Source organism: Methylomonas sp. MK1 (genome assembly GCF_000365425.1).
In the GTDB taxonomy this organism is placed as follows: Bacteria; Pseudomonadota; Gammaproteobacteria; order Methylococcales; family Methylomonadaceae; genus Methylomonas.
In genome coordinates, this window is record NZ_AQOV01000001.1 from 983,789 (window position 1) to 1,009,519 (window position 25,731).

Consider the following 25,731-nt stretch of genomic DNA (forward strand, 5'->3'; position numbering starts at 1 on the left):
GAGGCAAAATGCTTGGCCCCATTGAATTTCCGGACACAAAAGTATCCGCTAGCCGATTCGCTCCTGAATCGCGTTGCCGTTTTAAAAAACGGCTAAAACCGTGTGATCGAATTATTTCTTTTTCTTCGGGCCCATCACCATGACCATTTGCCGGCCTTCCAACTTGGGAAATTGCTCGACTATGGCCATTTCTTCCAGATCGGTTTCGATACGTTTCAACAAGTCCATGCCCAACTCGCGATGAGTTAGCTCCCGGCCTTTAAAACGTACAGTGATCTTGGTTTTGTCGCCTTCGTTTAGAAACTTGATCAGGCTACGCAGCTTGACCTGGTAATCACCTTCTTCGGTACCGGGCCTAAACTTGATTTCCTTGATCTGGATTTGTTTTTGCTTTTTCTTGGCGGCTTGCAGTTTTTTGTTTAACTCAAACTGGTATTTGCCGAAGTCCATGACTTTGCAAACCGGAGGATCGGCATTGGGCGATATTTCGACCAGATCCATGTTTGCATCGTAGGCGAGCTGTAACGCTTCGTTTATTGAAACAACCCCGACTTGTTCACCTTCAGCGCCTACTACCCGAACCCGCCTGGCGGTAATTTCGGTATTTAAGCGCGTTGCATCTTTTTTAGAGCTGATACCCTAATCCTCCAAGTTGTTATTATTTTCGATCCGCAATCTGGTTTCTCAAGCGTTCGCCAAGTTCGCCAATTGACAGACTTCCTAGATCCTCGCCCTGCTGCGTGCGTACACTGACAGTGTGAGTTTCTAATTCCTTGTCGCCGATAATCAAAAGATACGGCACTCGCTGCATAGAATGCTCACGGATTTTAAAGCCTATCTTCTCGTTTCTCAAGTCAATTTTGACTCTAAGACCTTGTTTTTCAAGTTGTCGCCTAACTTCCTCAGCATAATCGGCATGGCGATCAGTGATATTCATCACCACCAACTGCACCGGCGCCAACCATAACGGAAAAGTTCCGGCAAATTGCTCGATCAAAATCCCGATGAAGCGCTCCAAGGAACCCAGGATCGCCCGATGCAACATTACCGGCACATGCCTGGCGCTATCTTCGCCTATATACGAGGCATCCAGCCTTTCCGGCATCGAGAAATCAACCTGTATAGTACCGCATTGCCAGACTCGACCTATACAATCTTTTAAGGAGAACTCAATTTTAGGACCATAAAAGGCGCCTTCACCCGGTTGTAACTGCCAATCCAAACCTTTAGTATTCAGCGCCAATTCCAAAGCATTTTCAGCTTTATCCCAGACCGCATCGTCACCAACGCGATTTTCCGGACGAGTCGACAATTTGATAATCACTTCTTCGAAGCCAAAATCCTTATATACCTCGAACAACAGATCAATAAACGTAGACACTTCGGATTGAATCTGATCTTCGGTACAGAAGATGTGGGCATCGTCCTGTACGAAGTTTCTAACCCGCATCAAACCGTGCAAAGTACCGGATGGCTCATTGCGGTGGCAGGAGCCGAACTCGGCAAGGCGCACAGGCAAATCTCGGTAGCTCTTAATGCCTTGATTATAAATTTGGATATGACAGGGGCAATTCATCGGTTTCACCGCATAATCGCGGCTTTCCGAATGTGTGGTAAACATCATTGCACTGAACTTATCCCAGTGCCCTGACTTTTCCCACAAGGTGCGATCAACAATTTGCGGCGTTTTGACTTCGCCGTAGCCGTTCATGCGCAATTTCTCGCGCACGTATTGTTCGATTTGCTGATAAATAGTCCAGCCTTTGTCGTGCCAGAACACCATGCCCGGGGCTTCTTCCTGGGTATGAAACAAATCCAGCGCCTTGCCGATTTTGCGGTGGTCGCGCTTTTCGGCTTCTTCCAGACGATGCAGATAAGCGGCTAGCTCCTTAGCGTCGCCCCATGCGGTACCGTAAATGCGTTGCAGCATTTCGTTTTTTGAATCGCCGCGCCAGTAAGCGCCGGCAATTTTCATTAACTTAAAGGCTTTTAATTTGCCGGTGCTGGGCACATGCGGACCACGGCACAAATCGGTGAATTCGCCTTGCTGATACAAAGACAAATCTTCGTTGGCAGGAATCGAAGAAATAATTTCAGCTTTATACTTCTCGCCCAAACCTTCAAAAAACTTTACAGCTTCGTCGCGTGACAAAAGGGAGCGACTAATTGTAATGTCCTGCGCAACCAGTTCCGCCATTTTCTTTTCAATGGCTGTCAAATCATCAGGTGTAAAAGAACGCTCAAAGGCAAAGTCGTAATAGAAACCGTTTTCTATCACCGGACCTATGGTTACCTGCGCTGAGGGGAATAATTGCTTGACTGCCTGGGCCAATAAATGCGCAGTGGAGTGGCGAATTACATCAACACCCTCTTCGTCCTTGGCAGTGACGATTTGCAAGCTGACATCGGAATCGATTAGTGTGGAGGCATCCACCAACTTGCCATTGACTTTGCCAGCTAACGCGGCCTTCGCCAGACCCGTACCGATAGAAAGGGCCACATCCATTACAGACACCGCTTGGTCGAATTGACGCTGAGAGCCGTCGGGCAAAGTGATTACAGGCATTTTCGATTCCACAATAAAAAAAGCACCGTCATGCGGTGCTTTATGTTTTGGTAGGCGCGAGTGGACTCGAACCACCGACCCCCACCATGTCAAGGTGGTGCTCTAACCAGCTGAGCTACGCGCCTAAAGTCTATCGTTCGAGCCGCGCATTATAACGATCTAAACAGCTTATGCAAGCTTTTTCTACTTCGACACTTGGTTCAAACCGTTGCCGTTAAGATGGAACCCTTAGCACCGGGGGTTGGCGAGTTGTTCTCACGATTACCGGACAACTTGTTTAAGAACTCCAACAAAGTCGGTTTTTTACCATTCGCTGGAGTACCCAGCAAATTCACTAGATCGCTAAAACTATCTTGCAATTCCTTATATTTACCGCCAGTTGCTCCATTTGCGTCACTCAGAGCCGAGATCAAATTTTGCAAATTATCGGTGAATTTACCGTAGCCATTTCGACCAACCGCTCTATCACCATGCTGAATATCATCGTCGGAGCCGTGACGTCGATCCGCACTGTATTTCAAAGCCTGACGCAAATCGTGCAAGAAGCTGTGTAACGCCTGACGAACATCGGCGACAGTTGCGCGTGGCGCGGACGTAGTGGTTGTAGCCGTTGATGTATTCGTTACCGGTGCAGTTGTCGTAGTTGCCGGCGTACCGGCGTTATTCTGGACGCTGGTTGCAGGAGTTGCGGCCGGAGCTTGTGCAGCGCTTGTTGTTACAGGCGTCGAAGTAGTCGTAGTCGGCGTAACCGGCTTTGGCGGTGTTTGCACGGCACTTGCATCGCCTTGTGCCGCTGTAGAAGTTTGCTGCACACCGCTTTGCTTCAATACCTGCCGTAAATCCTGCAAAAAGGTCTGCAACAACTGCCCGAGATTAGATGAGTTATTTTGACCGCCACCAGCATTGTTTTCAGTGGTGTCATCGCCGGCAGAATCGCTATTACCGCCAGGAATATTCAGCCCGAAACTTTGCAATGTTTGCATGACATTGCGCATGAACGCCCCACCGCCATGATGATGCCCATGCTTCTCCCCTCTTCCACTGACCGCCGGACGCTCTGTGTCCTCGTCGTTGTGAGTGCTTTTGGTACTGGATATGCTGATGGTCATTTGCGATACATACAATGATGTTGTCAATGAATTGATCGTAGTCATTAGATTCACCTTGACGCTGCATAAAAACAAATGGTCAATAGCCAAGGGCAGGACAGACATACGCAAATCAGTTCCTGTATTGGCGGTTACAACCATGCCGTTTCTTTTAGCGGCAGAAATTTTGTGAACTTTAGCTAACTATCCAAAAAAAAGACCAAACACGCTTGACTGAAAACAAAACCTCGCGAATAAAGTTGGCTAACAAATACCGACGCAAAGTTACTAACCGATTTCCAGCTAAATTCCCAGCCAGTTTTGTGGGCCTAAAAATGTGTCGTACAACTCGGCCTCTGCACTACCCGGCTCAGGCTGCCAATTGTATTGCCAGTGCGCGACGGGTGGCATGGACATCAAAATCGATTCGGTCCGACCGCCCGATTGCAGCCCAAATAACGTCCCGCGGTCGTACACCAGATTAAATTCGACATAACGCCCACGCCGGTACAACTGAAAATTACGCTCTCGGTCGCCATAGACCGTGTCTTTACGTCCTTGCACAATAGGCAAATAGGCATCCAGGTAGTGATCACCTACGCTCTGCATAAATGCAAAAGCTTGAGCAAAATCGGGCTCGTTCAAATCGTCGAAAAACAAACCACCGACGCCACGGGTTTCGTTGCGGTGCTTTAGAAAGAAATATTCGTCGCACCAATTCTTATAGCGTGGATACACATCCTCGCCAAACGGCAGGCAAGCTTCACGCGCCACTTGATGCCAATACAATACGTCTTCGCGGAAAGGATAAAACGGCGTCAAATCGAAACCGCCGCCAAACCACCAAATTGACGGCTCACCGTCTTTTTTGGCGATAAAAAACCGCACATTGGCATGCGAGGTCGGCACATAAGGGTTGCGAGGATGCATCACTAAGGACACACCCATCGCTTCAAATTGCCTGTTGGCTAACTCAGGTCGTTTGACGGTTGCCGACGGCGGCAAATGACTGCCAAACACATGCGAAAAATTAACCCCGCCTTGCTCAAACACCTCACCATTGGCCAACACCCGCGAACGCCCGCCGCCACCTTCGGCACGTTCCCACGCATCTTCAATGAAGCGAGCGATGGGCTCTTCCGCCTCCAAAGCAGTACAAATTCGATCTTGCAAATTCAGCAAATAGGTTTTTACTGCGGATATATCGTTCTCAATCATGATAAGCACTGTCCTATCGATAGTAATTTTACTCAGCAACCGTTATGCGGCAGCCCATTCAGCGCAAATTACCACAAAATATAAAACTAAAACTCGGATAAGCAGTGCGCCGACACTTACGTCGGCCCCCTGAAAACTCTAAACAGCACCAAATAATGTGCGTACCGCTACTTAATTTTTCTCAGAAATTGCTGGCTTGGGATACCGAAATTCGATTGCACTATTTGGCGTGATGTTTCCCGATGTACAATCTGCTTTTTATTCCTTGATAACAGTGTGGATACATTATGGGATTTGAAGAACTAGCATCGCTCAGAGATGAACTTGTCAAGCAAGCGGCTGCCAATAAATCGGTACAACGGCAAAAAAAGATAGCGGAGAAATCACCTATCAAGAAGACCGGCAAAGCTGATGCCTTAGTCGCCATCATCGGCTTGCTGCAAAAGAAATTCCCTTTGGCATTCCCCAAAAAACCCGCTGCGAAACTGCCCTTAAAAATTGGTATCCACAAAGACATCCTGGCGCATGCCGATCAACTCGGCGCAGATAAAAACCAACTCCGCAACGCACTGAAGGCATGGTGTTGGGGACATCGTTATTGGGATTGCCTGACGGAAGATGCCGTCAGAGTTGATTTGCAAGGGATGCCGGCCGGCCAAGTCACAAAAGCAGATGCTGAACAAGCGAGCAAATTAAAAGCAGAACGTCGAAAACAGCCCGAAGCAATCGAAGCATTACCTACCGAGGAAGCATAACTTTTGCCCGCACAGATAATGCCAGCACCAGGAAAGCACGGGGTCAAACTTGTGGTTTTCTGGACGCACAACTGCGCGGAAACGCCGAAACTGGGTGTTTCCCAAACCCGCTTGTCTGATTGCTAATGCGGCTACCCATCTCTGCCGACTGAGCAGTACGTCAGGCTCGGAAATTCCGAACCAACCGATATACACTCATTCACCCAAAGCAAACTCCGGTGCGTGCCGGCATCATCAGTTCCCGGAAAATTTTTGTCATAAAACCTCAACAAGCTATTAGAATAGCCACCGATTCTGCAAAGCTATCCCGGAATCAGAAGGTATCGACTGCAAAATTTGCGTCATTTTCTTCTCGCGATCACGCCTTAGGTTTACCCACACCAAGGCAGTCTCTTCACGACCAAGCCTAAAACTAGGCAAAAGTCGGCAATACAGAGCCTTAAAGCCCCTCGGCATCCGCCAGGCGTTACTCTTTATAGACTTTTCAAACTCCGACACTGGATCGCAGTTTGCCCGATCCTAGATTTTTAGTTCCCAGGAGGAATTATGTGTTGGAGTGGCGAGGCATCCGCCGCGCTTGCCGTAACCGGCTTTGCGAGCACTGCTTTTTTTTATCGACGCGGCGAATCCAAGGTCTTATGCCTGGCATTGGCCTATTTCTCGCTGATGGAATTACTACAGGCATATACCTATTCGGTGATAGACCAATGCCTTAATCCGAACAATCAGGTTGCTACTTTTTTGGGATATATGCACATCGCGTTTCAACCGTTTTTCGTCAACGCGGTCACCATGCACTTTATCCCGGAATCCTTACGAAAACGTATTGCGCCGTTTGTCTACGCCCTCTGCTTTGCGGCGGCCACTGTATTCATGATGCGGATTTATCCGTTTCAATGGAGCAGTTTTTGCTTTGACCACTACTATCAGTTTTTACCCGGCACTAAGCTCAAATTCCTGATGCCATTTTGCGGCACGGAAATTTGCTCAACATCCGGACAATGGCATATTGCCTGGGCCATACCGGCCAGCGGCAGCATTCAAATGGCTAACAGTTACGTTTACGCTGCCTTTCTGATGCCCTTGCTTTACGGTTCATGGAAACTGGTGCTCTATCATCTTACGACCGGTCCGCTGTTGGCCTATTTAACTACCAATAACATGAACGAATGGGCTGCCGTGTGGTGTCTATATTCGATAGGCCTGCTGCTATTATTAATTAAAACACCCATCCGCCAATACTTGCATGTTACTAATTGGTATGGCTGCCGCCATCCTCAGTTTTTTAAATAAATTGATACATTAACCCCCACATCCCTCAAGTTTGTTGAAGGTTCAACTCAACTAGGAAATAATGCACAAAAGGGTAGTTCTATACTGACAGTCAATCGCCGACAATGCCCACATAAATCTCAAACTACCCATCCATGGACTCAGATAAAATCTTCCGTAAAGGCTTGTTTGCAATCTTCATAGGAGTATTCGGCGTATCCTCGGTTTTACCTTACGCCCAAGCGGAATGGCATGGAGTACTCACTTTTCTCAGCGATTACTTGCACCGGGGCTACTCCAAAAATCGCGGCAATCCTCTGGCGCAAGCGCATATCGATTATCAAGATCCCATGGGGTGGTTCGCCGGTGTGGGCGTTTCACAAGTCAGCTTTGACGACCGCAGCTATAAAAATTACGCCGATGTCGAAATCAAACCCTATCTGGGATGGAGCCTGCCGTTAAATCACGACTGGCGTACTGAATTATCGGTAACCGGCTACCTGTTCGACGGTAAGATTTTTGGAAAGTATGCCGATTACACCGAATTTTACGCATCCCTGCACTACCAAAACTGGCTGACCGGAACGGTGTCCGTCGCGCCAAACGCCTATCGGCGTGAGGCAACGGTACTGAATTACGAGCTCAAATATCGCCGCGACATCCTTGACAACCTGCAATTTTCGACGGGATTGGGCTATTGCCAAGCCAACAAACTGTTAGAGGAGGACTATTTCTATTGGAACGCCGGCGTGTCTTGGTTCATCACATCTAATCTGGCGCTAGACTTACGCTATGCTGACGTCCATCTGGACGATCATCACGAAGACATCCATCACCACGAGTTTTATCCACGCTTACAGGACAATAAATTTTTAATCTCCGTGACTGCCGGATTTTAAATAAAATTTACCGCCTTTGAACCTTCCGGCTTCGCGGCGGAATACACTCGCACACCAAGCTAAAATCATCAGGAACCCAGGTTTGAGCCATGCTGCGTTTAGTACCTAACCTACATCGACCACCCATGCCCGAACAGCCCCAAATCGGTCCGGACGAATACGCCTTGCTGCAACGTATCGGCGCAGGCGATACCGCCGCGTTTGAAGCTTTCTACAAAGACTACTATCCAAGGCTGTTTCGTTTCATCTTGCGCATGACGCGCCAACCCGAAGCTGTCGAGGAACTAATACAGGAAACCTTGCTGGTGGTTTGGGAAAAACCCCAGGGCTTTAATCATGAAAGCAAAATTTCCACCTGGGTATTCGGCATCGCCTATCACAAAACCCTGAAAGCCATGGCCAAAAGTGCCCGGCGTAACAACGATGTCGATATCGACGACTTGACCGAAACCATCGGCGACCCGACCGCAAATCCTGCGAATAATTGGGAAAACGAAGACTGGTTAAACTATGCACTGGCCACTTTACCGCCGGACCAACGTGCAGTCATCGAACTAACCTTTTACCACGGCTTGTCTTATCAGGATGTCGCCAGAATTCTGGATTGCCCGGAAAATACTGTAAAAACCCGTATGTTTCATGCCCGCAGGAAACTGCAGGTTTTTGCCGATGCACAGGAGAAATAAGGCCATGAACCCACAGATTTCCTCACCCACTAACTCCCACTCCGACATGGTTTTGTTATTGCCCTGGTATGTCAATCAAAGCCTGTCAACAGATGAACGGCAGCAGGTAGACCTGCATTTAAAATACTGCCTGGTCTGTCGGCGCGAATTGCAGACATTGCGCAAACTCGCATTGGCCGTGCAACAAGCAGCCGATCTGGACGTAGCGGCCGAAGCTTCTTTCGCCGGTTTTAGAGCAAAAATGCAAACAGCCAGTCAACTCCCGCTTACCGTAAAAGACGATAGCCCACACGACAAACTGACTGGCGCAAATGTAAGACCATTCAGCGTTGCTCGCGGATTTTGGCGGATCGCCAGCAATACCGGAAAAGGTCTGGCTATTGCCGCGTCCTTGTTATTGGTCACCCTGCCGGCTGCCGTGCAATACCTATCGCCGGCCAATACTACCGACTATCACACGCTTTCCGCAGCCAAGCCAAACGCAGGTCCGATCGGTGAGTTACGCGTGGTGTTTGCCAAGAGTCTGACAGAAAAAGACATAGACGCCGTGCTTAGCCAAATTGATGGGGTACGGGTAGACGGGCCGAACAGTGTCGGCGCTTACACGGTCAAAATCGCCACCGGCAAACCGGATACTGACATGGCCAGCGCCTTGGCGTTGCTCCGCGGCCGACAGGATGTAATACTGGCGGAACCTATTTTACAACCGTAATTGATCATGAAATTAATGCGCTTAAATCTGTTTATTTGCTTGCTCGTGCTGCTTAGTGCCTGCGCCAGCACCGGCGATTTATCGCGGCTGGGCGATAGCAAATCTGCGGAAGAACGCCGTCTGCTGGTCACCTTTACGGACCGCAGCATTGATCGCGCGTTGCCGGCCAATACCTTGGACGGTTATCGCTTGCGTGGCCAATACGGCAACTCCGGCTGGAGCGAACATATTGCACAGGAACTTGCCGACCGCCATCATTTGCAATTCGTCGCCCAATGGCCGGTCACCACATTGGGTGTCAGTTGCGTCGTTTACGAGGTGCCGGACACCCTGCCCGTACAAGAGGCAATCGCAGAATTGCAACAGGACCGGGACGTTTCGTCCGTGCAACAAATGCATAGCTTTCAGGTTCTCGGTAAACAGACACCGCCTACTCCGACGTATAGCGACCCGTATCTGCATTTACAAACCGGCTTTAACGTCTTGCGGATAGCCGATCTGCACCTTACCACCACCGGCCAAGGCGTGCGGATTGCCGTCATCGATACCGGCGTGGATACCGAACACCCGGACTTGAAAGGTCGAATTAAATACTCGGAAAACACCGCGCCGGAACCCAGCGATCACAATTTGGCCGATATTCACGGTACGGCGGTAGCCGGCGTATTATCCGCCCATCCAAACAACGGCATAGGTATTGCCGGCATCGCCCCCGAAGCCGAAATTTTGGCATTTCGGGCCTGCTGGCCGGAGAAACCTAATTCCTTGGCGGCGCGTTGCAACAGCTTTACCTTGGCATTAGCCTTGAATCAGGCCATTCGCATGAATAGCGATATCATCAATTTGAGCCTGAGCGGCCCCGAAGACCCCTTAGTACAGCAACTGATTGAAAAAGCGCTGGCCAAAGGCATTATTGTGGTCGCGGCTGTGCCGAGTCAAATACAAGCCGGTGGTTTTCCGGCCAATATCGCCGGTGTGATAGCCGTTGGCCAGGAAAAGAACGGCAACAACCAGCAAATCGCCGCGCCTGGCAAGGACATTCTGACGACGGTGCCACACCAAGCCTATGACTTTATGAACGGCAGTTCCTTCGCCACACCGCATGTCGCCGGCATGGCCGCTTTGCTGTTGCAACTGCATCCGGACTGGAAAGCCGCGGACATCAAACGCCGGCTCGGCAACGACGCCTCGACTGCCAATTTGCTCGATTCGAGTACCGCCCTTGCCTCTCCGGAACGCGCGCACTAGTCTTCACAAAATTCACCCTCAAGAATCACGCTTATCCGCCGACTGATTTCGGCCGCGCCATGAATGGCTATGGCCTGTTGCGGATAAGTTTGGTTTATCGTTGTCCTGATTTTGATACTTAGCCGCTCCGGCACCAGATCGTTCTCAGTTAACGGAAACACGAAGCCCTTGCCGGCCAGTTTTTCAATGCGCAGACCTTGCTCGCTATTGCCGGCATAAGGGTAAGCCAACGCCGGCGTGCGAGTACTGATCACGTCCATCAATGTGTTGTCGCCACCCAAGCTGATAGACAAAGCGGCAGATTGCAAGTTTTCCTGAAAGTCATTCAAGAAAGACACGACTTGGACATTAGGGCTGCGGACCAAGGCCTGCAGCTCGGCAATTTCGGTTACTGAAGCTCTGGAACTGGTGACAATCATAAAATTGTAGTCCGGTAGCATAGGCGCGGTCTGGATAGCCGCGCGCAATAGAGTCTTGCCAATTTCGCCGCCACCCTGACTGACGACGATCTTGTTCTGTCGCGTCGGCCAGTTTGCGGGAGGCGGCGGACTAACGTAGCCCACATACACCAAACAATCGGCAATTTCGGCCGTCAAACTGAACGTTTCCTCGAAACGCACAATGTGTGGATCGCCGCGCACGAATACCGTGTGAATATGCTCCCGTACCAGTTTGACCATGCGCCGCTCAGCTTCCAATGCTGCAGGCACCAGGATTTCCCGCACAAAACAAAAAATCGGAATCGCCCCGCAACGCTGCCTGACCGCGGCAAACAAACCCAGAATCTCTTTTTTCAGACGACGGCGGCCAAACGGGAAAAATTCGACGATCACCGCATCGTAGGGCCAATTTACAAACTCATTTATAGCGGCGGCGCGCTCGGTCCAGACGGCGTCAATGTGCTTGTCGCTCTCTGGTGCATAAAGTTCGTCGCTGGCGCTATCGATCAGGATGGTAGGTAGACGCAGATGCCGAAAGCCCGGCAATTCCGGCATCTGTTGCAGGCCTTGTCCGCCGTGGATCAAATCGACATCGGCGTATGTCGACAACTCGCGTATCACCATCAAGCTGCTGGTCAAATGCCCCAAGCCGACCAAGCTTTGGCAATAAAACAGGATTTTACGGCGCTTTGACTGCATGCTAACCAAACCGTTAAAAGCTGTATTTAAAGGTCAGATCCAACTGAAAGGAATTATTACCCTCCAGTTGTCCGAAAGCAGGCCCGGCCATGAATACCGAACCGGCAAATTGCACCTGCAAATGCTTCCATTCATCCAAGGACAATACCAAATCGAACTCGTCGCCCAGGGTGCCGCTGTTGCCGTTAGGCGTGGCGCGAATCCGTGAATCGCGAATTACAGCCGAAGGCGTGGCCTGTTCGAAGTGGTGATAGAGCAAGTCTACGGAGCTTTGCTCGGAGATCGGAAATCCCAGCGCGGCAGTCATGATATTTAAATTCGATAATTCCGGCCGAAATAACTCGCCGTAATAACGAAAACGTTGGCTGCCGGATAGTTTGATCTTGTTGTTATGTATCCCCGATTGCCGGTAACTGCTGTCGGTACCGTCGCTGGGATTGGAATCCCCGGAACCGTAGGCATAACCTAAGGTAAAGTAAGGCTCCAGAAACAGATTTGTGTACCAAGTGATGCCGGCGTCCAAGCCCCAGGCTTCGACGTGCCTCGGGGTTTGCGCGCCAACTCGGGAGACGTTGCTGTTAATATCGGTAAAAGTTTGTGTAGTCTCTTCGCCAAATACAAAGGCCGAATCCAGCCAGTAACCGATCTTGCCGACATGCTCTATTTTGAATTTGCCCATCGCCCGGCCGCCGAACCAATTTAAATCGCCGTCACTGGTGTCTTTACGATTGGCTCGGATTAAGTCGCCAGGGCGTTGGTTGTCCGAATTATCGAACTGGCTCAGAAAGAACAAAGACAGGTTTTGCTTCGGATCCCATTGCCAAACCACGTCGCCCATCAGTCGCACCACTCGGTCGCTCACTGGATCGATGAAATCCTGATCCGACTGCTTGGATCCCAACTCCTTGGCGATGGCCAACTCGGCAAACAGCGTGTCTTCGCCAAAATACACCCGTGCCGCATCCAGTTCGTCATTCCACCACCATTGTCGCTTGTCGGCAATACGTTGCCGGCCCAATTGCAGACTAAACCCCGAATCCAGAATTTGATGAATGAACAGCCAGGCCTGGGTCAGTTTAATGCCGGCTTCGTACTGATCCAGACCGCTTTCGGTATAGACTTCCGGGTCGTAATACACATCGGACTGCACAAAAAACGACAAAGACTTTGACCACTGATAAAACAACTCCAGTTTCAGGTCTTGATAGACATTAGCCACATCGTCGTCGCGGCGCGGGTCCAGACGCCGGTCTTCGACATAGCGCGGTTCCAGTTCGTAAGCGCCACCTATGGTCAATGGATGACCGAATACATCTACTTTAAATTGGTCGGCGGGCCTTTTGTCGCCAGGGTTGATACGCAAGGGTTCTTTTCTGACCCCGTCGATATTGTCCTGGCGGAAGGTATTGTCATTGGGCTTGTTAGCTGCCACCTGCCCGTTAGTGGTCTCTGCAAGTACGGATAAACTCAGCAAGGCGCCGCCGGCCAGTAATACGGTTTTTCCGGGTTTTAGTTTGAAGGAATTAAAGCTCATGAACGAAAGGCCAATCAGAGTGGTTTGGTTAGGAGGTAGGACTGCATAGCGGTCAGCACAGCTTGGGGCTCGAGCGGAAACGCAGACGCCGGTGCATCAACCGCTTTTGGCTCGCATAAAAATTCGCGCATCAAGCGGCAGTGTGTAGTGGGATGTTCACGCAATAGTTGCAATAAGGCTTGCAGATGCTCAAGGTCGTCTACCCCCATCACTGCGTGGTGCAGCATAATGCCCAGGGGGGCCGGATACTCTGGATACAACACATCAGCAACGGCTTGGCCCAGCGCAAGCCAGGGTTGCGCGGATTTGATTCTGATCCCGCACCAGTCGATAGCTACCGGAATTTCCTGCAATGTCCCGATATGGAGTGGCGCCGCGCTGCGGTTGCGCGACAGGGCTTGAAAACCCAGTTTAAGCAAACTGTCGGCCGTGGCCTGGCTACAACGATTCCAGGGCGGCGTGAAAATCCTGTCAAGTGCCGACCCGAACAAGCACTCAAGCTGCTGTTTGCCAACCAACAAATCCTTAAATTGTTGCTCTTCGCTGCGGCTGATGCCAAATTCGCATTTGCGGCCTTGGTTTTCATGGTTGTTGTGACTGTATCCATGTTGATGTAAGCCCAACAGAAACGGGTTTCGCCGCCAACGTCCCAGTAACGAGCCAGCAAGTGACGGACTTAGCGCATCGGGAATCACTGCAAGATCGATGGGTACATTGCAATCTCTAAAGCAATCCAGCAATGCGTAGAGCCGATCATCATCCCAGCCGGCGTCGTCGTCGCGAAAGAAAATCTCTATGGCTTGCTCTCGGGCATCCAATGCCGCTCGAACCGGTGTAAGCCAATCAGCAAGCATGGGCGTACTCCTGTTTTAGCGATTCACCGGTCAAATCCGATTTGCCGCCAAGTAATTGTTGAATCAAGCTCACGGTATTGTCAGCACCGGCCAAATCCAGGCCGGCTGGATTGGGCGAAAAATCCCGCAATTGCAAAATCTCTTCCGCCAGGTACTGACCTGTCAATTCCGCCGGATTCATTACCTTCACCAAACCCAATTGCGCCAATTTTTCCGCCCGCTGAGTTTGTTCGTCTTCCTGACCGCGCAGAAACGGTACGACCAAAGCCGGCGTGCGGGATTCGAGGATGTCCATCACCGTGTTGTAGCCGCATTGACTTACCGACACACTGTGCGCCTCCAGCAAAGGCTGCATAGCCGGCACCGAACGCAGCAGCGTGAGACCTTTCCTGCCTTCGACTTGCGCCGATAACGCCTGCCAATCGGCTTCCGGCAAAAACGGTCCGGCGACGATGGTCATCGGCAATCTTTCACTTGCCCAATTGATGGCATGGGCCTGAACCGCCGCTTGAAACAGGGATGCGCCGACCATACCACCGCCAGCCGATACCAACACCCCAAGGCGGGGCGGTTTTATCGCTGTCGTGGTGCGACGCGGTCCGACAAAACCCGTGTAAAGCAAGGGCGTTTTCAACGGATGGCGCGGCTTAAAACTGTCTTCCAATCGGGCAAACCTAGGGTCCGCGTGTACCAACAGTCCGTCGAAATAACGATCCGTTATCCAGCGCGCCCGTTCGTCGTGCCGACTTTGATCTTTACGGGCGTTAACCATGATGTCGCGCAGACTGCATAACACCAGGGGCCGGGCATACTTGTCGCGGCGCGCAGCTTTCAAGAGCGGCAACAACTCGCTGGCCAATTTCTTGCGGCCGAACGGGAACAATTCGATCAACACCACTTCCGGTCTGAGTAATGCATAGGTATCCAGTATCAATTGCCGGCGCATCGCCAAGGCTTCCTTGACGTTGTAACGCTCATCCTGGCTATACAGCTGATGATCTTCACCCATACCCAGCGGCGGCAGATTCAGCATATCCAGATCGGTAACGGCAGCCTGATGATCCGGTGCGCGGCCGCCGTTCAGAAAGGTCACCCGAAATTCGCGGCTCAAGGCATTGGCTAAGGTCATGGCTCTGACCCAATGGCCCATGCCCAGAGAGTGTTGGCAATACAAGAGTAATCGCGGTTTATGTTGGTTCATGCGGCACGCAACCCGTGTTGGAGTTTATACAGTTCGTGATAATGGCCGCCCATCTGCATCAAGGCCTCGTGGCTGCCTTGCTCGATAATCTCGCCTTGCTTCAGCACTAAAATCCGGTCGAAATTACGGATGGTGTGAAACTGATGGGCAATCACCAGCACGGTTTTACCGCCATGTAGATTGTCGATAGCATCGCGAATCAAGGCTTGCGACTGGGCATCTACCGCCGAGGTGGGTTCATCGAGGATCAGAATCGAGGATTTGCGCAACAAGGCCCGCGCCAAGCACAGGCGTTGGCGTTGGCCGCCGGACAAATTACCGCCGCTTTCGCCTAATACCGTGTCGTAGCCATCCGGCAGATTGCGGATGAATTCGTCGGCGTGCACCATAGTGGCGGCCGCTTCAATGTCTTCGATCGTCGCGTCCGGGCTGCCGTAACCAATGTTCTCGCGAATGCTGGTGCCGAACAGAATCGAATCCTGCAACACCACGCCGATCTCCCGGCGTAAGCCGGCGCGTTGGTAGCGTCCGACCTCGATCCCGTCGATCCTCACCCTGCCCTGCTGCGGATCGTAAAGCCGGATCAGTAAGCGGGCGATGGTAGATTTGCCGGCCCCGGAGGCGCCGACCAAGGCCACCCGTTCTCCGGGTTGAATATGAAAGGAAATATCCCGTAGGATGGGTTTGCCGGTCGGATAGCCGAAGGATACGTTGCTGAACTCGATTTCGCCGCGCAAACCTTTAGGTACCACCGCATCAGGTGGATCTTGGATATCCGGCTCGGTATCGAGGATTTCGCTGATGCGTTCGATACTGACGCTGGCCTTGGAATAGCGCGTCGACAAACGGGTAATTTGCCGAATCGGTTGATACATCTGGGCGATATACGAGCTAAACACCAGCACGTCGCCCGGAGTTAGTACCCCGGCAAACACTTGCAGGCAGCCGAACAACACCACAATACCGGTACCAATCGCACTGATGATTTCGATCATCCGTGTCGCCCCGGCTTCGATGCGCGCGGTGCGGACGCTTTCGGTCATCGATTGACTGCTTTCCACATCAAAGCGCTCGCGTTCGTAATCTTCCATGCCGTAGGTTTGCACCAGTGGTACGGCGTTCAACAGTTCGCTGACCCGCGATGCCAAGCGCCCTTCGTTATGGCGTTGTTTGCGCGCCGAGCGTTTGACCCGGCTATAAATCATCACAATCGCCAGGCACAGCACCGGGAAACTGGCCAGTACGATCAAACTCAGCTTCACGCTCAGACTAAACATGATCGCAAACATGCCCAACACGGTCAGCACGTGAGTGGTAAAGGTCAAGGCCGAGTCGGCGTAGACATCCTTTAAGGTGTTGGTATCGCTGGTGAGTTTGTTAAGCAACTCCCCGGATGGCGTGCTGCTGTGAAATGCCAGCGACAGGCGTTGCAGATGGTCGAACAACTCGCTGCGCAAGGTGTAGACCAGCAAATAGCCGATGCGCGAAGTCAGAAACAGCTGGTAGTAGGAAAACACCCCTTTGAATAACGCAATCACCACCATGCTGCCGCAAAGTATCCACAACGCTTGCTCGCTACCGCCATACAGCAAGGGCTGCGCCGCTGCCAACTGTGCCGGTAATGGATGATTCAGCAACACATGGTCGAAGATCAGCTTCAGCGGCCAAGGCACGATCAGACTAGTCAACGTGGAACCGAGAATACAGACAATAGCGGCAAAAATACTGCCTCGCTCCCGGCGCAGATGTGCATAAACTATCTGCTTGAAGCGGCTTGTTGCTTGAATTTGCTTGGTCATAAGCGGTTTTCCTGATGAATTCAGCCGGCCATCGGCCAGGGACGCAAAGCCAGGGCAATAAAATTGGCAACGCGTTGCTGGGTTGCCGATTTTTGCTGGATGAAGGTACGGTAAGCGCGGGTCAGACATTGCCCGCGCAGGTGCCAGGCAAAACGTTGCCGGTCGGTTTGGTTGTTATTGGCGGCTGAATAAGCCGTAAACAGTTGCTGGACCAGTTGGTCTATCTCGGCAAGCGGATAGGGATAGTTGTATAAATCCGCCGCAAAGTTGGCTAAATCCTGCAATGGATCGCCGACAGCTAATTCGTCGTAATCGAACAGCGCCAAACTGCCGTCTGGCAATACCAGCAATTGATCGATATGAAAGTCGCCGTGGATCAAGCCTAACACTTCAAACTCGGGGCTCTCTTGGCGCAATTCGTTAAGTAACGCAGTCAGCGCCGGCTGGATGGCGGGATAGGCGTAGCTCAATTTATCGGCTTTCTTGCGCCATTCTCGCAGCTGTTGCTGCGAGGTAACGACCGGCAGAGGCGGAGGTGTGAATTGATGAAAAGCCGCAAGCGCATTAGCTAGGGCCGGGATTTTCTCTGCGACACCGGCTGTAAAATCCAATTCAGTTAGCATTTGACCCTGCAAGCCTTCTAACCATAAAGTATGGTGGTCGGCGGTATACGCCAAGGCTGCAGGCATGATAAAGGCTGCGTCTGACTGGGATTGCTTTTGCAGTACATGCAGATTGTCGTAAACCGTCCGTCCACGCTCATCGGCGTAAGTTTTGCCGTAAACCACCCGCGCCGGTTCTGCTTCGCAGGCAGCGAATCGGTAACGCGCCGTGCAACGGATTTCCGGCCGGTAATTGACGATTTCGATAGCCGACAATAGCGGTTGACCCAACTCGGGAATCTGCCGGCTATCCATCAGTCGCGCCAACCAGGGCATCGCCGGATCGTTCGGAAAGCGCCAGCCGACCATGCCCAGTTCCGCCAGATGAATCGCATTTTCACCGCTGGATTGGGCTTGGGCAAAGGCCTGGTGGCTGCGCTGGCCTAAGTAGGCCCGGGCGTAAAAGATGCGCTGATCGGCAATGGATGATGGCAATTGCCGGCCACGCAAGTGGTAGACCAGTGCCAAAAACGAACGCTCAAGGTTTTCGGCAAGCCGATAAGTTTTGTAACGCGGATGCTGAATTTCACAGCCCGTCACCTGCCAGTCGCCGGCCAGGCATTCGGGCAAATGCCGTTGCAGCGCTGAGGCCATCAATTCCGCATCCAGCAAGGGCGCAAATTGATCCAGTGGATTGCTCATGTGCGCAGCCCAGGATAATGTTTACCGTGATGTTCGCCGCCCAAACGAATGGTCATGACTTCTGGTCGGGCCGCCAAATCGATAGCGTACAGGTATTTGTTTTTGACATTGATCTCGGCTGCGCCGGCAAAGTCGTTAGCCAACAAACGGGCCAGTATCACTTCGTTGGTGTTGCGATGGCCGACGAGCAGAATCGCACCGCTGCTATTGGCCAGGATAGACTCCAGACAGCCCAGGACCCGGTGCGTAAAAGCTGAATAGGGTTCGGAGCCCGGTACGCTAAAGTTTTGTTTGTCACGTTCTCGATCGCCCCACAACTGGCAGGCTTCGGGGTCGCGCTCATCGACATGGCGGCCTTCTAAAATACCTAGGCCGATTTCCCTCAGACCATCCAACGTCTTAATTGACAAACCATGTGTGACGGCGGTGGGCGCGGCTGTTTTTATCGCTCGGGTCAGGCTGCTGCTATAAATCGCGCTCAAAGTGTCATGTTTCAACACATCGGACAAGGCTTGCGCCTGTTCCAAACCCTTCGGCGACAACTGAGCATCGGCTTGGCCGGAGATGCGTCGCTGAAGATTCAGTTCGCTCTGGCCGTGGCGAGCTAAATAAATTCGTAATCGGCAATCAAATGAGTGCATCGCCGGCTCCGATTGGCTGTTTACTTAGCGCCAGGTAGCTTTCGCTGATCGCCAGATAGCTAGAGATATGGGCGATGCGCAACTCATCCATTTGCCGCAGGCTGCGGCGAGTGACTTCGTGAATCAGTGCGGCCGCCACCTGCCAACGCAAGGCAGGCAATGAAATGGCATGGACGCTGTTAATCCGGTAAGCGCTAACCAGTTGCTTTACCAACGGATGAATTTCCTCGATAGCGTCACCCTCCCGCAAACCATGTAGATAAAAGTTGGCAATCAGGCTGGCCAAATCGGCCATTGGGTCGCCCAGGCAGACACAATCCATGTCGATCAACCCCAGATCTTCACCGTCAATTAAAAAGTTGTTCAGTTTTAGATCGTGGTGAATCGTCGCCAAGGAGGGTTTCGGAAGATTTGTTGCTTGCGCCAACAAGCCGGTAACCAATCCTTCGATGCGTGTTGCACTTTCCGGCCGGGATTGTTTAGAGATTCTAACGGTTGCTAACAAACCTTCGGTAACATCGTCTTGGTTAAAACGCTTTACGGTGTCGAGTTTGCAGGCATGAAATGCCGCTACGCACTGGCCGATATGTCCGGCTAAGGCCAAGCCCTCGGCAGCTTGCAAATCGGCCCAGCACAATGTCGTGCCTGGGACAGGCGACTGCCAGAGAGTGCGGGTTTCGGCGTCGTAGGCCAGAGCCTTGGCACCCCAGGCGAATTGGCTACTCAATTGCCGCATCACCGCGAACACGTCGCGGCCGCTATCGTCGGCGTAGTTCTTCGCATACAGCAAGCGGGGTTCATCTGATCCGGCCAACGTGACACGAAAGCGGATCATGCAGGAGCGTTCAGCCAGATAATGCAAAACTTCGGATTCGACCGCCTGGACCCGCTCGTACCCGGCTAAATCATGCGCACCAAGCCAGGTTTGGATAAACGCCTCATCTAACAGGGCTGGCAAATGAATCAGCTTTCGATCATAAGGAAATGCCCAAACCAGCATCGCCGGCTCGTGCAAAACCGTTAGCGCCCTTGTCGCAAGATCCGGCCGTTTGCTAAGTTCTAATTCAAATTCCCGGCTCGCTGAGTCTGGCGAACATAGGCAGCCGGTCACATATCGCGCTTGGGTGCCTAGACCTGGTCGGCTATCAAGCCGATAACCGATCACCAGACTCTTACCCGGCTTATGCCGTTTTTCGCCAATGCCACATTCAACATGACCGGTTTTAATGCCGGGCATATCCAGCAACCAGGCTAGCAGTGGCCCCATCACGGCGGGATTCAACGCGTCGGCCATTTGCGGGAAATGTGGGTCTTGGGTCATGCCGGCAAGCTCCCGTTGATAGCGTCGATGTGCAACTGGCCCATCGCGTAGTTCAGGCAAACCGGATTGCCGATGCTATCCAGTAATGTGCGTCCAGCAATTTCCAGCCATTCCGCCATATAAGCCCTCACGCTAAGGATCCCGCCTTCGGCATCCCGGCGAATGAACACGACTTGTGCCCGGCAAGTCACATCGGCAAAGCGGTGTTCAGACAAACAGGACTGATTGGCGAGGAAAAAGTAATCGTGGTAACACGTGGTCTTTGCTTGAATGATGATACTCAGCGCCAAAGCCTGCGTAGCGGGCACGGATTGCCCAAGACTCGTTACTGGTATAGTCTCCACGTGCAAATTTGTATCGTTGTCTTTATAGGGATAAAGGACGGTTTGAAACCAGCCGCTACCCGAATTTTCCTGGCTAAAACTCACGACAGGCGCTGGCTGCTTTACGCCATATTCCGGCGACACCCAGCCGGGTTTTATAGTTATTTCAATCTCGGCGCGCCTGGCTTGGGCGATCAACAGATTTGGCGCACGAATGCCCTGGCCTTGTAATACGGTTTGGCCCTGCGCTTCCGGTCCCAAATGGAAAAATTGTTCGTAACGATGCGCGTCGGTGGCGAGCAACACATCGTTGACAATCCAATATTCGGTTTCGGCAAAGAACATGCTGCGCTGGTGATCCACCTCGTAGAGCGGACTCAGAGCACGACCGTGCACAAAATCAAAACCCGGGTTGGATTCAAAGCTTAATACCGAAGCTATTGGTTGCGGGCCGACCGGCTCATGGCATCGGTAGGCCATCTGATCCTTACCGTCCACCATGACGGTGTTGTGCGCCGCAGTGCCTTTGAAGGCATGTCGCCAATTGATGCCGTCGCTTTGATGTTCGTGATAGGTGTAGCGGCCCGGATCGACGATCAACGAACGGCCGAAGGCGGCCATTTCAAAATTTAATAAGTCGTAATGGCCGTGGCTGCCAAAACCCAACTGGCCGCAGTCGAAAAACAGATAACGCCCGTCTGCATAAGGCTGCTCCTTCCAGTCGCTACGCAGAATGCAGTAACCACTATCGGCGAATAGACGCGAACGTTGCATTGGCGGCTTGCCAACTTTTCCCTGACTAAGTACATAGCTCAGTGCGTCGCTGGGATAATAAGGTTCCGCTTTGCGCAGTAAGCCCAGATAACTGTTGATGTCGCCATCATTGATGGCCGGCAGCCAACCGTCCGGCTTGTGGGCATAAATGGAAAATTCCAACGCTTCACGCATCAAAGCGTCGAACTCCGCGGGCAGTGTCAACCTGTTTAATTCGGCCAGCTCCCGGACCCGCAGAAAGTTCTTCAATACCGTGTGGTGGTAGTCGGTAGATAGTTCCTTTTGCACGCCGTCCGCCAGAAAATCCTGGCGTAAATTGTCCAGCAATTCGCGTTGGGCAAACGCCAGTAACTCCGCCGAGGCACTGAGCTCGGGAAACATAACCGCCACCGTGAAAATCGCCGACAATTCGATAGTGCGGTGATTGCCTGCCGGCGTTAAATGGTTGCTGAGGAACACTGCTTGCGACTGAATCGAAGCCAAAAACACCAGCAAAAATTCGGCATTCACAGCCGAGCAGTTCCGACCTGGCACAAAGTAATGGTAGGCCAGCAGCCACTGCTGCAAGCGGCGGCCGGTCACCTGGCTATTCAAAAAACCGTCCGGCACTTGTTCAATCCAGGAACTGACCAATCCCACCCATTTGTCGGCATAACGCTCGTCGCCGCTATAGTCGTAAGCCAGCGCCAGATCGCGAGAGTAATAAAATTTGTGCAGCAGAATCAGCCATTCCAGATCGGGGCTGGGGTTATGCAGCCAAGCAAACTCATTACCCAAGCGATGAGTTTCGTTATTCAGGGTAAATTCGTTGTTGAGAATCGGCGCCGCGCTGGCAACATGTTTGGCTTTTCCGGCTGGCAAGGGAAAATAATTATCCACGGCACGCCGGCGAAAATGTGCCAGTAACTCAGCAGGAGTCAGCGCAGCAAATGGTGTCACCAGCAAGTACTGCATGGAAATCACCGTTTCGCTTGGCGCGTCCAACGGTGCAGACGACTCCATGATGGGATAACGGGGTTTCATGACTTATCCGCGCTATGCCAAGCTAAGATCCGCCCCTGTGTATCCTGGCGACGGAATAAAAACGCACTTTCAGTGTTTAGATCGGCAAACTCATAACCGGCGCCCGCGCGATGCGCCAGGAATAGCTCATCGTAGTATTCCCTTTGGGCTTGTTGGTTATGAATCCGCAAGGCACTGGCGATAGTGCTACCGACCGCTTGACCGTTTTGGCTTACCGGTAATGGTTCCAGCGTAAGCTGTGGAGGCGTCGATTGATACGGATACAGCACGGTCAAAAAACAATAACTGGTGGCATGTGCGGAAAAATTGACGACCGGTGCGGGGTATTTGCTGCCATAGCTGGATGAGACAAAGCCGGGCTCCAGTGCCACTTTTGTATCTGGTTGCGGCGCTTGCAGAATGACCAGATTCGGTGAGTCAACCCGCAAACCCGCTGAATTGACGCACGTTGTGGTGCGATGTTCGGCCAACGCATCCAAATGAAACCGTAGTTCATAATCATGGCTTTGCTCGGCGCGCAGTAAATCGCAGACCAGCCAATATTCGCCGGCGATAAACACGATTTTGCGCTCGTGAATCACCGGATACTCATGACTGGCCGCGATGCCATGCAGATAGTCAAAACCCGGCCGGTGCAGAGCGCACTTGAATTCGCGCGTCGGTTCCGGGCCTTGAATCTTGTATTTGCGAATATGCGGCGCATAAAGGGTCTGGTTTTTGCCATCCACCTGCACGGTGTTGTGATAGCCGGTACCGCGAAACATTACTCGCCAATTAGTGTCGCCGGATTCGTCGTAGGTATAACGGCCCGGATCGACGATCAAGGATCGGCCGTAAGCCGCCACTTCGATATTGAGTAAATCCAGATGACCATGATTACCGGCACCTAAAGGCGCGCAATCGAAAAACAGATAGCGTTCGTCTTGATACGCTTCATCTTGCTCGCCCCAGCCGCTGCGCAAAATGCTGTAGCCGCTCGCAGTAAAGGTTTTAGAACGCTCCGCTGGCGCTTGGCCTTGCTGACCGGCCGTGGCGACGTATAGCATCGCCGGATCCTGATACAACTCATGGCCTTGCCGCAGCAAATCCAGAAAATTGGCGCTGTCGCCGTCGCTGATGGCCGGGATAAAGCCGTCAGGTTTGTGCGCATGCAGGCAAAAGCTCAGGGCTTTTTTGATCGCCTCGTCCATATCGGCGGGCAGCTCGATATTATTCAACATCGCCAAGCGGCGAATGCCCAGGAAATTGCGTAAGACGATATGGTGGTAATCGGTCGAGAGTTCACAATGCACACCATCAGCCAGCAAATCGGTTTGCAGGTTGCGTTGCAATTCGCGAGTCGAAAAACTCAGCCATTCTTTAGCGCCGCGCAGTTCCGGAAACACGACCGCCGCCAGGAAAATCGCATAAAGTTCCAGAGTGCGGTGATTGCGGGCCGGCGTCAGGTTTTCGCACAAGTAGGCGACCTGCTGTTGCAGCGAGGCCAGAAAATCCAGATTAAATTCCGCATCGATGGCCGGTTCGGCGGCTGCCGACACGAAATAGCGGTAGGCAAAAATCCAGTTTTGCACCCGGCGGCCAGTGACGTCGCTGGACAGAAAATCGACCGGCACGTTGTCGATCCAATGAATGGTCAGGGTTTGCCATTTGTCGCGGTAGTGGGTGTCGCCGGTTTTCTCAAAATGTCTGCCCAGGCCGACTGCGTAATAAAATTTGTGCAGCAGAATCAGCCATTCAACATCTGAGCTGGGATTAGTCAGCCAATCAAATGCATCATCAAGCTGGTAAGGCTCATGATTGAATTCAAAGCGATTGCGCAAAATGCCTTCCAGCTTTTCCGGGGTATTTTGCTCTTCATCGATTACCGAAAAATAATGCACATGGCCGCGGGCCTGATAATAGGCTAACAAAGCTTCTGGATTCATTTGGCAATACGGCGCTTCCAGACAGCCGAAGCGCACGTCTTGATTACGAGTGTTCAGCACAGCAGACATGAGCTTCCACCGTTTGCCCTTGCAGGCAGGCGTCGAACAAGTTTTTTAATGCCACTGTGGTGTGGCGGGAATTAAAATCCCGACAGACGGTTTGGCGGGCGGCTTGACCAAGACGTAAACGCAAAGCTTGATCGTCTAATAAGCTTTGGATAGCGTCGGCCATGGCTTGAGCATTTTTTTCCGGCACCAACAAGCCGTTGACTTGGTCCTGAATCAATTCCGGGATACCGGAAATGTCGCTCGAGATAACCGGCATTTCCATCGCCATTGCTTCCACCAAGACATTGGGAATGCCGTCGCGATCGCCGTTATCTACGACCAGACAAGGTAGAGCGAACACGCTGCCTTGCTGATAAATGCCGCGTAATTCTTCCTGCGTTACCGCACCGGGCAGGCTAACGATGTCTTGTAAATCCAAATCGGAGATGAGTTGTTGAATAACTTGTGCGTATTTGTCCGCGCCGCCGACGATGCGGCAGTTAAATCTGACGCCGCGATCGCGCAGAATCGCACAGGCTCTCACCAGATAGTCGAAGCCCTTTTTCTCGACCAAACGACCGACCGATAAAATCGTAGGGATTTGCTCAGATAAAGCTTGTTTGCGCGGCTCCGGCACGAACAAATCAGTATCCAGGCCATGATAAATCCGATGCACATCGATATTGCTCCCTTTACAGGCATCCAGATGTTCCTGATTGGCGCCGGTACAGGTCACCGCGAATTTGGCGCGGCGCATTTTGATTTGCAATAAATCGCCCGGATTCAATTCCTTTAGGTAAATATCCTTGGCGTGAGCGGTAAAGCTGAACGGCAAGCCGCTGATCCGGCTGGCTAACATCACAATCGTCGTCGCGCCGTGGCAGAAATGCGCATGTAAATGGCGAATAGCAGGATTCTGTAACACCGCTTCGGCGATGTAGCCGGCTTGCAGAAACTCCTTGATGAAGACCGTGCGCGGCCATTCCAGCCTGCCAGACCGGTACTTGAGACTCATGCCCAAACATTCCAGCAACCCACCAAGGTAGGCCACCGGGCGCTTCAGGAGCAGCCGACCGTGGCTGGGCGCGAATTTCGGCAGGTTTTCACTTAGCCAGGTTAAAAAGCTGTGTCCGGTCAGATCACTGGCTTGCGGCAGATACGTCACCGGCGCGCGGATGGCATCGACCACTGCATGATGCTTTTGGCCCTCGAGTTGCTTGATCGAAAAAATCGACAGTTCGAGGCCGAGGGTTTCCAACAAATGGATTTCATTGGTGATAAAGGTTTCCGAGGTGCGCGGAAAGCCTTTGAGTATGTAAGCGACTTGCGCCCGGCTGCCATGGTTTTGCATTGTAAAATCCAAAATTGTCCTTTCGGCCTTACTCAGGCCGGAAGGGTTGT

Annotated in this window: 21 protein-coding genes and 1 tRNA gene; 6 read left to right on the forward strand and 16 right to left on the reverse strand. The window is 52.0% G+C overall.

The window, feature by feature from the left end; genetic code table 11:
• Positions 1 to 111: 111 nt before the first annotated feature.
• The 5 genes from infC to hemF form a co-directional block, all read right to left on the reverse strand.
• Complete coding sequence (gene infC / locus G006_RS0104585) at positions 112 to 636, reverse strand: translation initiation factor IF-3 (RefSeq protein WP_081607885.1); 525 nt, start codon at positions 634 to 636, stop codon at positions 112 to 114.
• Between the two features lie 22 nt (positions 637 to 658).
• Complete coding sequence (thrS, locus tag G006_RS0104590; protein WP_026146841.1) at positions 659 to 2,566, reverse strand: threonine--tRNA ligase; 1,908 nt, start codon at positions 2,564 to 2,566, stop codon at positions 659 to 661.
• A 48-nt stretch (positions 2,567 to 2,614) separates the two neighbouring features.
• Positions 2,615 to 2,691 (reverse strand) — tRNA-Val (locus G006_RS0104595).
• Positions 2,692 to 2,766: 75 nt separating this feature from the next.
• Entirely contained in the window at positions 2,767 to 3,816 is a 1,050-nt protein-coding gene (locus G006_RS26895) for a hypothetical protein (RefSeq protein WP_152428800.1), read from the reverse strand.
• A gap of 141 nt (positions 3,817 to 3,957) precedes the next feature.
• Positions 3,958 to 4,872, reverse strand: a complete 915-nt coding sequence (gene hemF / locus G006_RS0104610; RefSeq protein ID WP_020481991.1) for an oxygen-dependent coproporphyrinogen oxidase — start codon at positions 4,870 to 4,872, stop codon at positions 3,958 to 3,960.
• A 287-nt stretch (positions 4,873 to 5,159) separates the two neighbouring features.
• Between hemF and G006_RS24940 the strand changes: the two genes are divergently transcribed.
• The 6 genes from G006_RS24940 (at position 5,160) to G006_RS24950 (ending at position 10,444) form a co-directional block, all read left to right on the forward strand.
• Entirely contained in the window at positions 5,160 to 5,627 is a 468-nt protein-coding gene (locus tag G006_RS24940; protein ID WP_020481992.1) for a ProQ/FinO family protein, read from the forward strand.
• A 546-nt stretch (positions 5,628 to 6,173) separates the two neighbouring features.
• Positions 6,174 to 6,920: a DUF5765 domain-containing protein gene (locus tag G006_RS0104620; protein ID WP_020481993.1), complete on the forward strand. Its 747-nt coding sequence runs from the start codon at positions 6,174 to 6,176 to the stop codon at positions 6,918 to 6,920.
• Between the two features lie 134 nt (positions 6,921 to 7,054).
• Positions 7,055 to 7,798, forward strand: coding sequence for a TorF family putative porin (locus G006_RS0104625; RefSeq protein ID WP_020481994.1), 744 nt, complete (start codon positions 7,055 to 7,057; stop codon positions 7,796 to 7,798).
• A 125-nt stretch (positions 7,799 to 7,923) separates the two neighbouring features.
• Positions 7,924 to 8,484 carry an RNA polymerase sigma factor gene (locus G006_RS0104630; protein WP_020481995.1) on the forward strand — a complete coding sequence of 187 codons (561 nt, stop codon included), beginning with the start codon at positions 7,924 to 7,926 and terminating at the stop codon, positions 8,482 to 8,484.
• Between the two features lie 4 nt (positions 8,485 to 8,488).
• Complete coding sequence (locus tag G006_RS26900; protein WP_152428802.1) at positions 8,489 to 9,196, forward strand: anti-sigma factor family protein; 708 nt, start codon at positions 8,489 to 8,491, stop codon at positions 9,194 to 9,196.
• Positions 9,197 to 9,202: 6 nt separating this feature from the next.
• Entirely contained in the window at positions 9,203 to 10,444 is a 1,242-nt protein-coding gene (locus G006_RS24950) for a S8 family peptidase (protein ID WP_020481997.1), read from the forward strand.
• Here the strand turns inward: G006_RS24950 and G006_RS0104645 are convergent.
• Genes G006_RS0104645 through G006_RS24975 form a run of 11 tightly spaced genes read right to left on the reverse strand, consistent with a single transcriptional unit; the run spans position 10,441 to position 25,681 of the window.
• Positions 10,441 to 11,583 (reverse strand): glycosyltransferase family protein, encoded by a 1,143-nt coding sequence (locus G006_RS0104645; protein ID WP_020481998.1) that lies wholly within the window; start codon positions 11,581 to 11,583, stop codon positions 10,441 to 10,443. The two genes, G006_RS24950 and G006_RS0104645, sit on opposite strands and share 4 nt — an antisense overlap.
• A gap of 13 nt (positions 11,584 to 11,596) precedes the next feature.
• On the reverse strand, positions 11,597 to 13,117 hold the full coding sequence (locus G006_RS0104650) for an alginate export family protein (protein ID WP_020481999.1): 1,521 nt from the start codon (positions 13,115 to 13,117) through the stop codon (positions 11,597 to 11,599).
• A gap of 14 nt (positions 13,118 to 13,131) precedes the next feature.
• Positions 13,132 to 13,971: a hypothetical protein gene (locus G006_RS26905; RefSeq protein WP_020482000.1), complete on the reverse strand. Its 840-nt coding sequence runs from the start codon at positions 13,969 to 13,971 to the stop codon at positions 13,132 to 13,134.
• Positions 13,961 to 15,172 (reverse strand): glycosyltransferase family protein, encoded by a 1,212-nt coding sequence (locus G006_RS24960; protein ID WP_081607886.1) that lies wholly within the window; start codon positions 15,170 to 15,172, stop codon positions 13,961 to 13,963. The genes G006_RS26905 and G006_RS24960 overlap by 11 nt, the downstream gene beginning before the upstream one ends.
• Positions 15,169 to 16,971 (reverse strand): ABC transporter ATP-binding protein, encoded by a 1,803-nt coding sequence (locus G006_RS24965; protein ID WP_020482002.1) that lies wholly within the window; start codon positions 16,969 to 16,971, stop codon positions 15,169 to 15,171. Before G006_RS24965 ends, G006_RS24960 begins: the two co-directional genes overlap by 4 nt.
• Positions 16,972 to 16,991: 20 nt before the next feature.
• Positions 16,992 to 18,275, reverse strand: coding sequence for an aminoglycoside phosphotransferase family protein (locus tag G006_RS0104670; protein WP_020482003.1), 1,284 nt, complete (start codon positions 18,273 to 18,275; stop codon positions 16,992 to 16,994).
• A complete protein-coding gene (locus tag G006_RS26910; RefSeq protein ID WP_020482004.1) occupies positions 18,272 to 18,916 on the reverse strand; it encodes a histidine phosphatase family protein in 645 nt (214 codons plus the stop codon). The genes G006_RS0104670 and G006_RS26910 overlap by 4 nt, the downstream gene beginning before the upstream one ends.
• Positions 18,903 to 20,237, reverse strand: a complete 1,335-nt coding sequence (locus tag G006_RS0104680; RefSeq protein ID WP_020482005.1) for an aminoglycoside phosphotransferase family protein — start codon at positions 20,235 to 20,237, stop codon at positions 18,903 to 18,905. Before G006_RS0104680 ends, G006_RS26910 begins: the two co-directional genes overlap by 14 nt.
• Positions 20,234 to 22,357, reverse strand: coding sequence for an alginate lyase family protein (locus tag G006_RS0104685; RefSeq protein WP_020482006.1), 2,124 nt, complete (start codon positions 22,355 to 22,357; stop codon positions 20,234 to 20,236). Before G006_RS0104685 ends, G006_RS0104680 begins: the two co-directional genes overlap by 4 nt.
• Entirely contained in the window at positions 22,354 to 24,351 is a 1,998-nt protein-coding gene (locus G006_RS0104690) for an alginate lyase family protein (protein WP_020482007.1), read from the reverse strand. The genes G006_RS0104685 and G006_RS0104690 overlap by 4 nt, the downstream gene beginning before the upstream one ends.
• Positions 24,326 to 25,681, reverse strand: a complete 1,356-nt coding sequence (locus tag G006_RS24975; RefSeq protein ID WP_020482008.1) for a glycosyltransferase — start codon at positions 25,679 to 25,681, stop codon at positions 24,326 to 24,328. The genes G006_RS0104690 and G006_RS24975 overlap by 26 nt, the downstream gene beginning before the upstream one ends.
• Positions 25,682 to 25,731: the final 50 nt, after the last annotated feature.

What these genes read in the sequence shown, in the direction of transcription:
- thrS (WP_026146841.1), bottom strand. Translation starts at nt 2,566, where the DNA reads ATGCCTGTAATCACTTTGCCCGACGGCTCTCAGCGTCAATTCGACCAA.
- G006_RS26895 (WP_152428800.1), bottom strand. Translation starts at nt 3,816, where the DNA reads ATGGTTGTAACCGCCAATACAGGAACTGATTTGCGTATGTCTGTCCTG.
- hemF (WP_020481991.1), bottom strand. Translation starts at nt 4,872, where the DNA reads ATGATTGAGAACGATATATCCGCAGTAAAAACCTATTTGCTGAATTTG.
- G006_RS24940 (WP_020481992.1), top strand. Translation starts at nt 5,160, where the DNA reads ATGGGATTTGAAGAACTAGCATCGCTCAGAGATGAACTTGTCAAGCAA.
- G006_RS0104620 (WP_020481993.1), top strand. Translation starts at nt 6,174, where the DNA reads ATGTGTTGGAGTGGCGAGGCATCCGCCGCGCTTGCCGTAACCGGCTTT.
- G006_RS0104625 (WP_020481994.1), top strand. Translation starts at nt 7,055, where the DNA reads ATGGACTCAGATAAAATCTTCCGTAAAGGCTTGTTTGCAATCTTCATA.
- G006_RS0104630 (WP_020481995.1), top strand. Translation starts at nt 7,924, where the DNA reads ATGCCCGAACAGCCCCAAATCGGTCCGGACGAATACGCCTTGCTGCAA.
- G006_RS26900 (WP_152428802.1), top strand. Translation starts at nt 8,489, where the DNA reads ATGAACCCACAGATTTCCTCACCCACTAACTCCCACTCCGACATGGTT.
- G006_RS24950 (WP_020481997.1), top strand. Translation starts at nt 9,203, where the DNA reads ATGAAATTAATGCGCTTAAATCTGTTTATTTGCTTGCTCGTGCTGCTT.
- G006_RS0104645 (WP_020481998.1), bottom strand. Translation starts at nt 11,583, where the DNA reads ATGCAGTCAAAGCGCCGTAAAATCCTGTTTTATTGCCAAAGCTTGGTC.
- G006_RS0104650 (WP_020481999.1), bottom strand. Translation starts at nt 13,117, where the DNA reads ATGAGCTTTAATTCCTTCAAACTAAAACCCGGAAAAACCGTATTACTG.
- G006_RS26905 (WP_020482000.1), bottom strand. Translation starts at nt 13,971, where the DNA reads ATGCTTGCTGATTGGCTTACACCGGTTCGAGCGGCATTGGATGCCCGA.
- G006_RS24960 (WP_081607886.1), bottom strand. Translation starts at nt 15,172, where the DNA reads ATGAACCAACATAAACCGCGATTACTCTTGTATTGCCAACACTCTCTG.
- G006_RS24965 (WP_020482002.1), bottom strand. Translation starts at nt 16,971, where the DNA reads ATGACCAAGCAAATTCAAGCAACAAGCCGCTTCAAGCAGATAGTTTAT.
- G006_RS0104670 (WP_020482003.1), bottom strand. Translation starts at nt 18,275, where the DNA reads ATGAGCAATCCACTGGATCAATTTGCGCCCTTGCTGGATGCGGAATTG.
- G006_RS26910 (WP_020482004.1), bottom strand. Translation starts at nt 18,916, where the DNA reads ATGCACTCATTTGATTGCCGATTACGAATTTATTTAGCTCGCCACGGC.
- G006_RS0104680 (WP_020482005.1), bottom strand. Translation starts at nt 20,237, where the DNA reads ATGACCCAAGACCCACATTTCCCGCAAATGGCCGACGCGTTGAATCCC.
- G006_RS0104685 (WP_020482006.1), bottom strand. Translation starts at nt 22,357, where the DNA reads ATGAAACCCCGTTATCCCATCATGGAGTCGTCTGCACCGTTGGACGCG.
- G006_RS0104690 (WP_020482007.1), bottom strand. Translation starts at nt 24,351, where the DNA reads ATGTCTGCTGTGCTGAACACTCGTAATCAAGACGTGCGCTTCGGCTGT.
- G006_RS24975 (WP_020482008.1), bottom strand. Translation starts at nt 25,681, where the DNA reads ATGCAAAACCATGGCAGCCGGGCGCAAGTCGCTTACATACTCAAAGGC.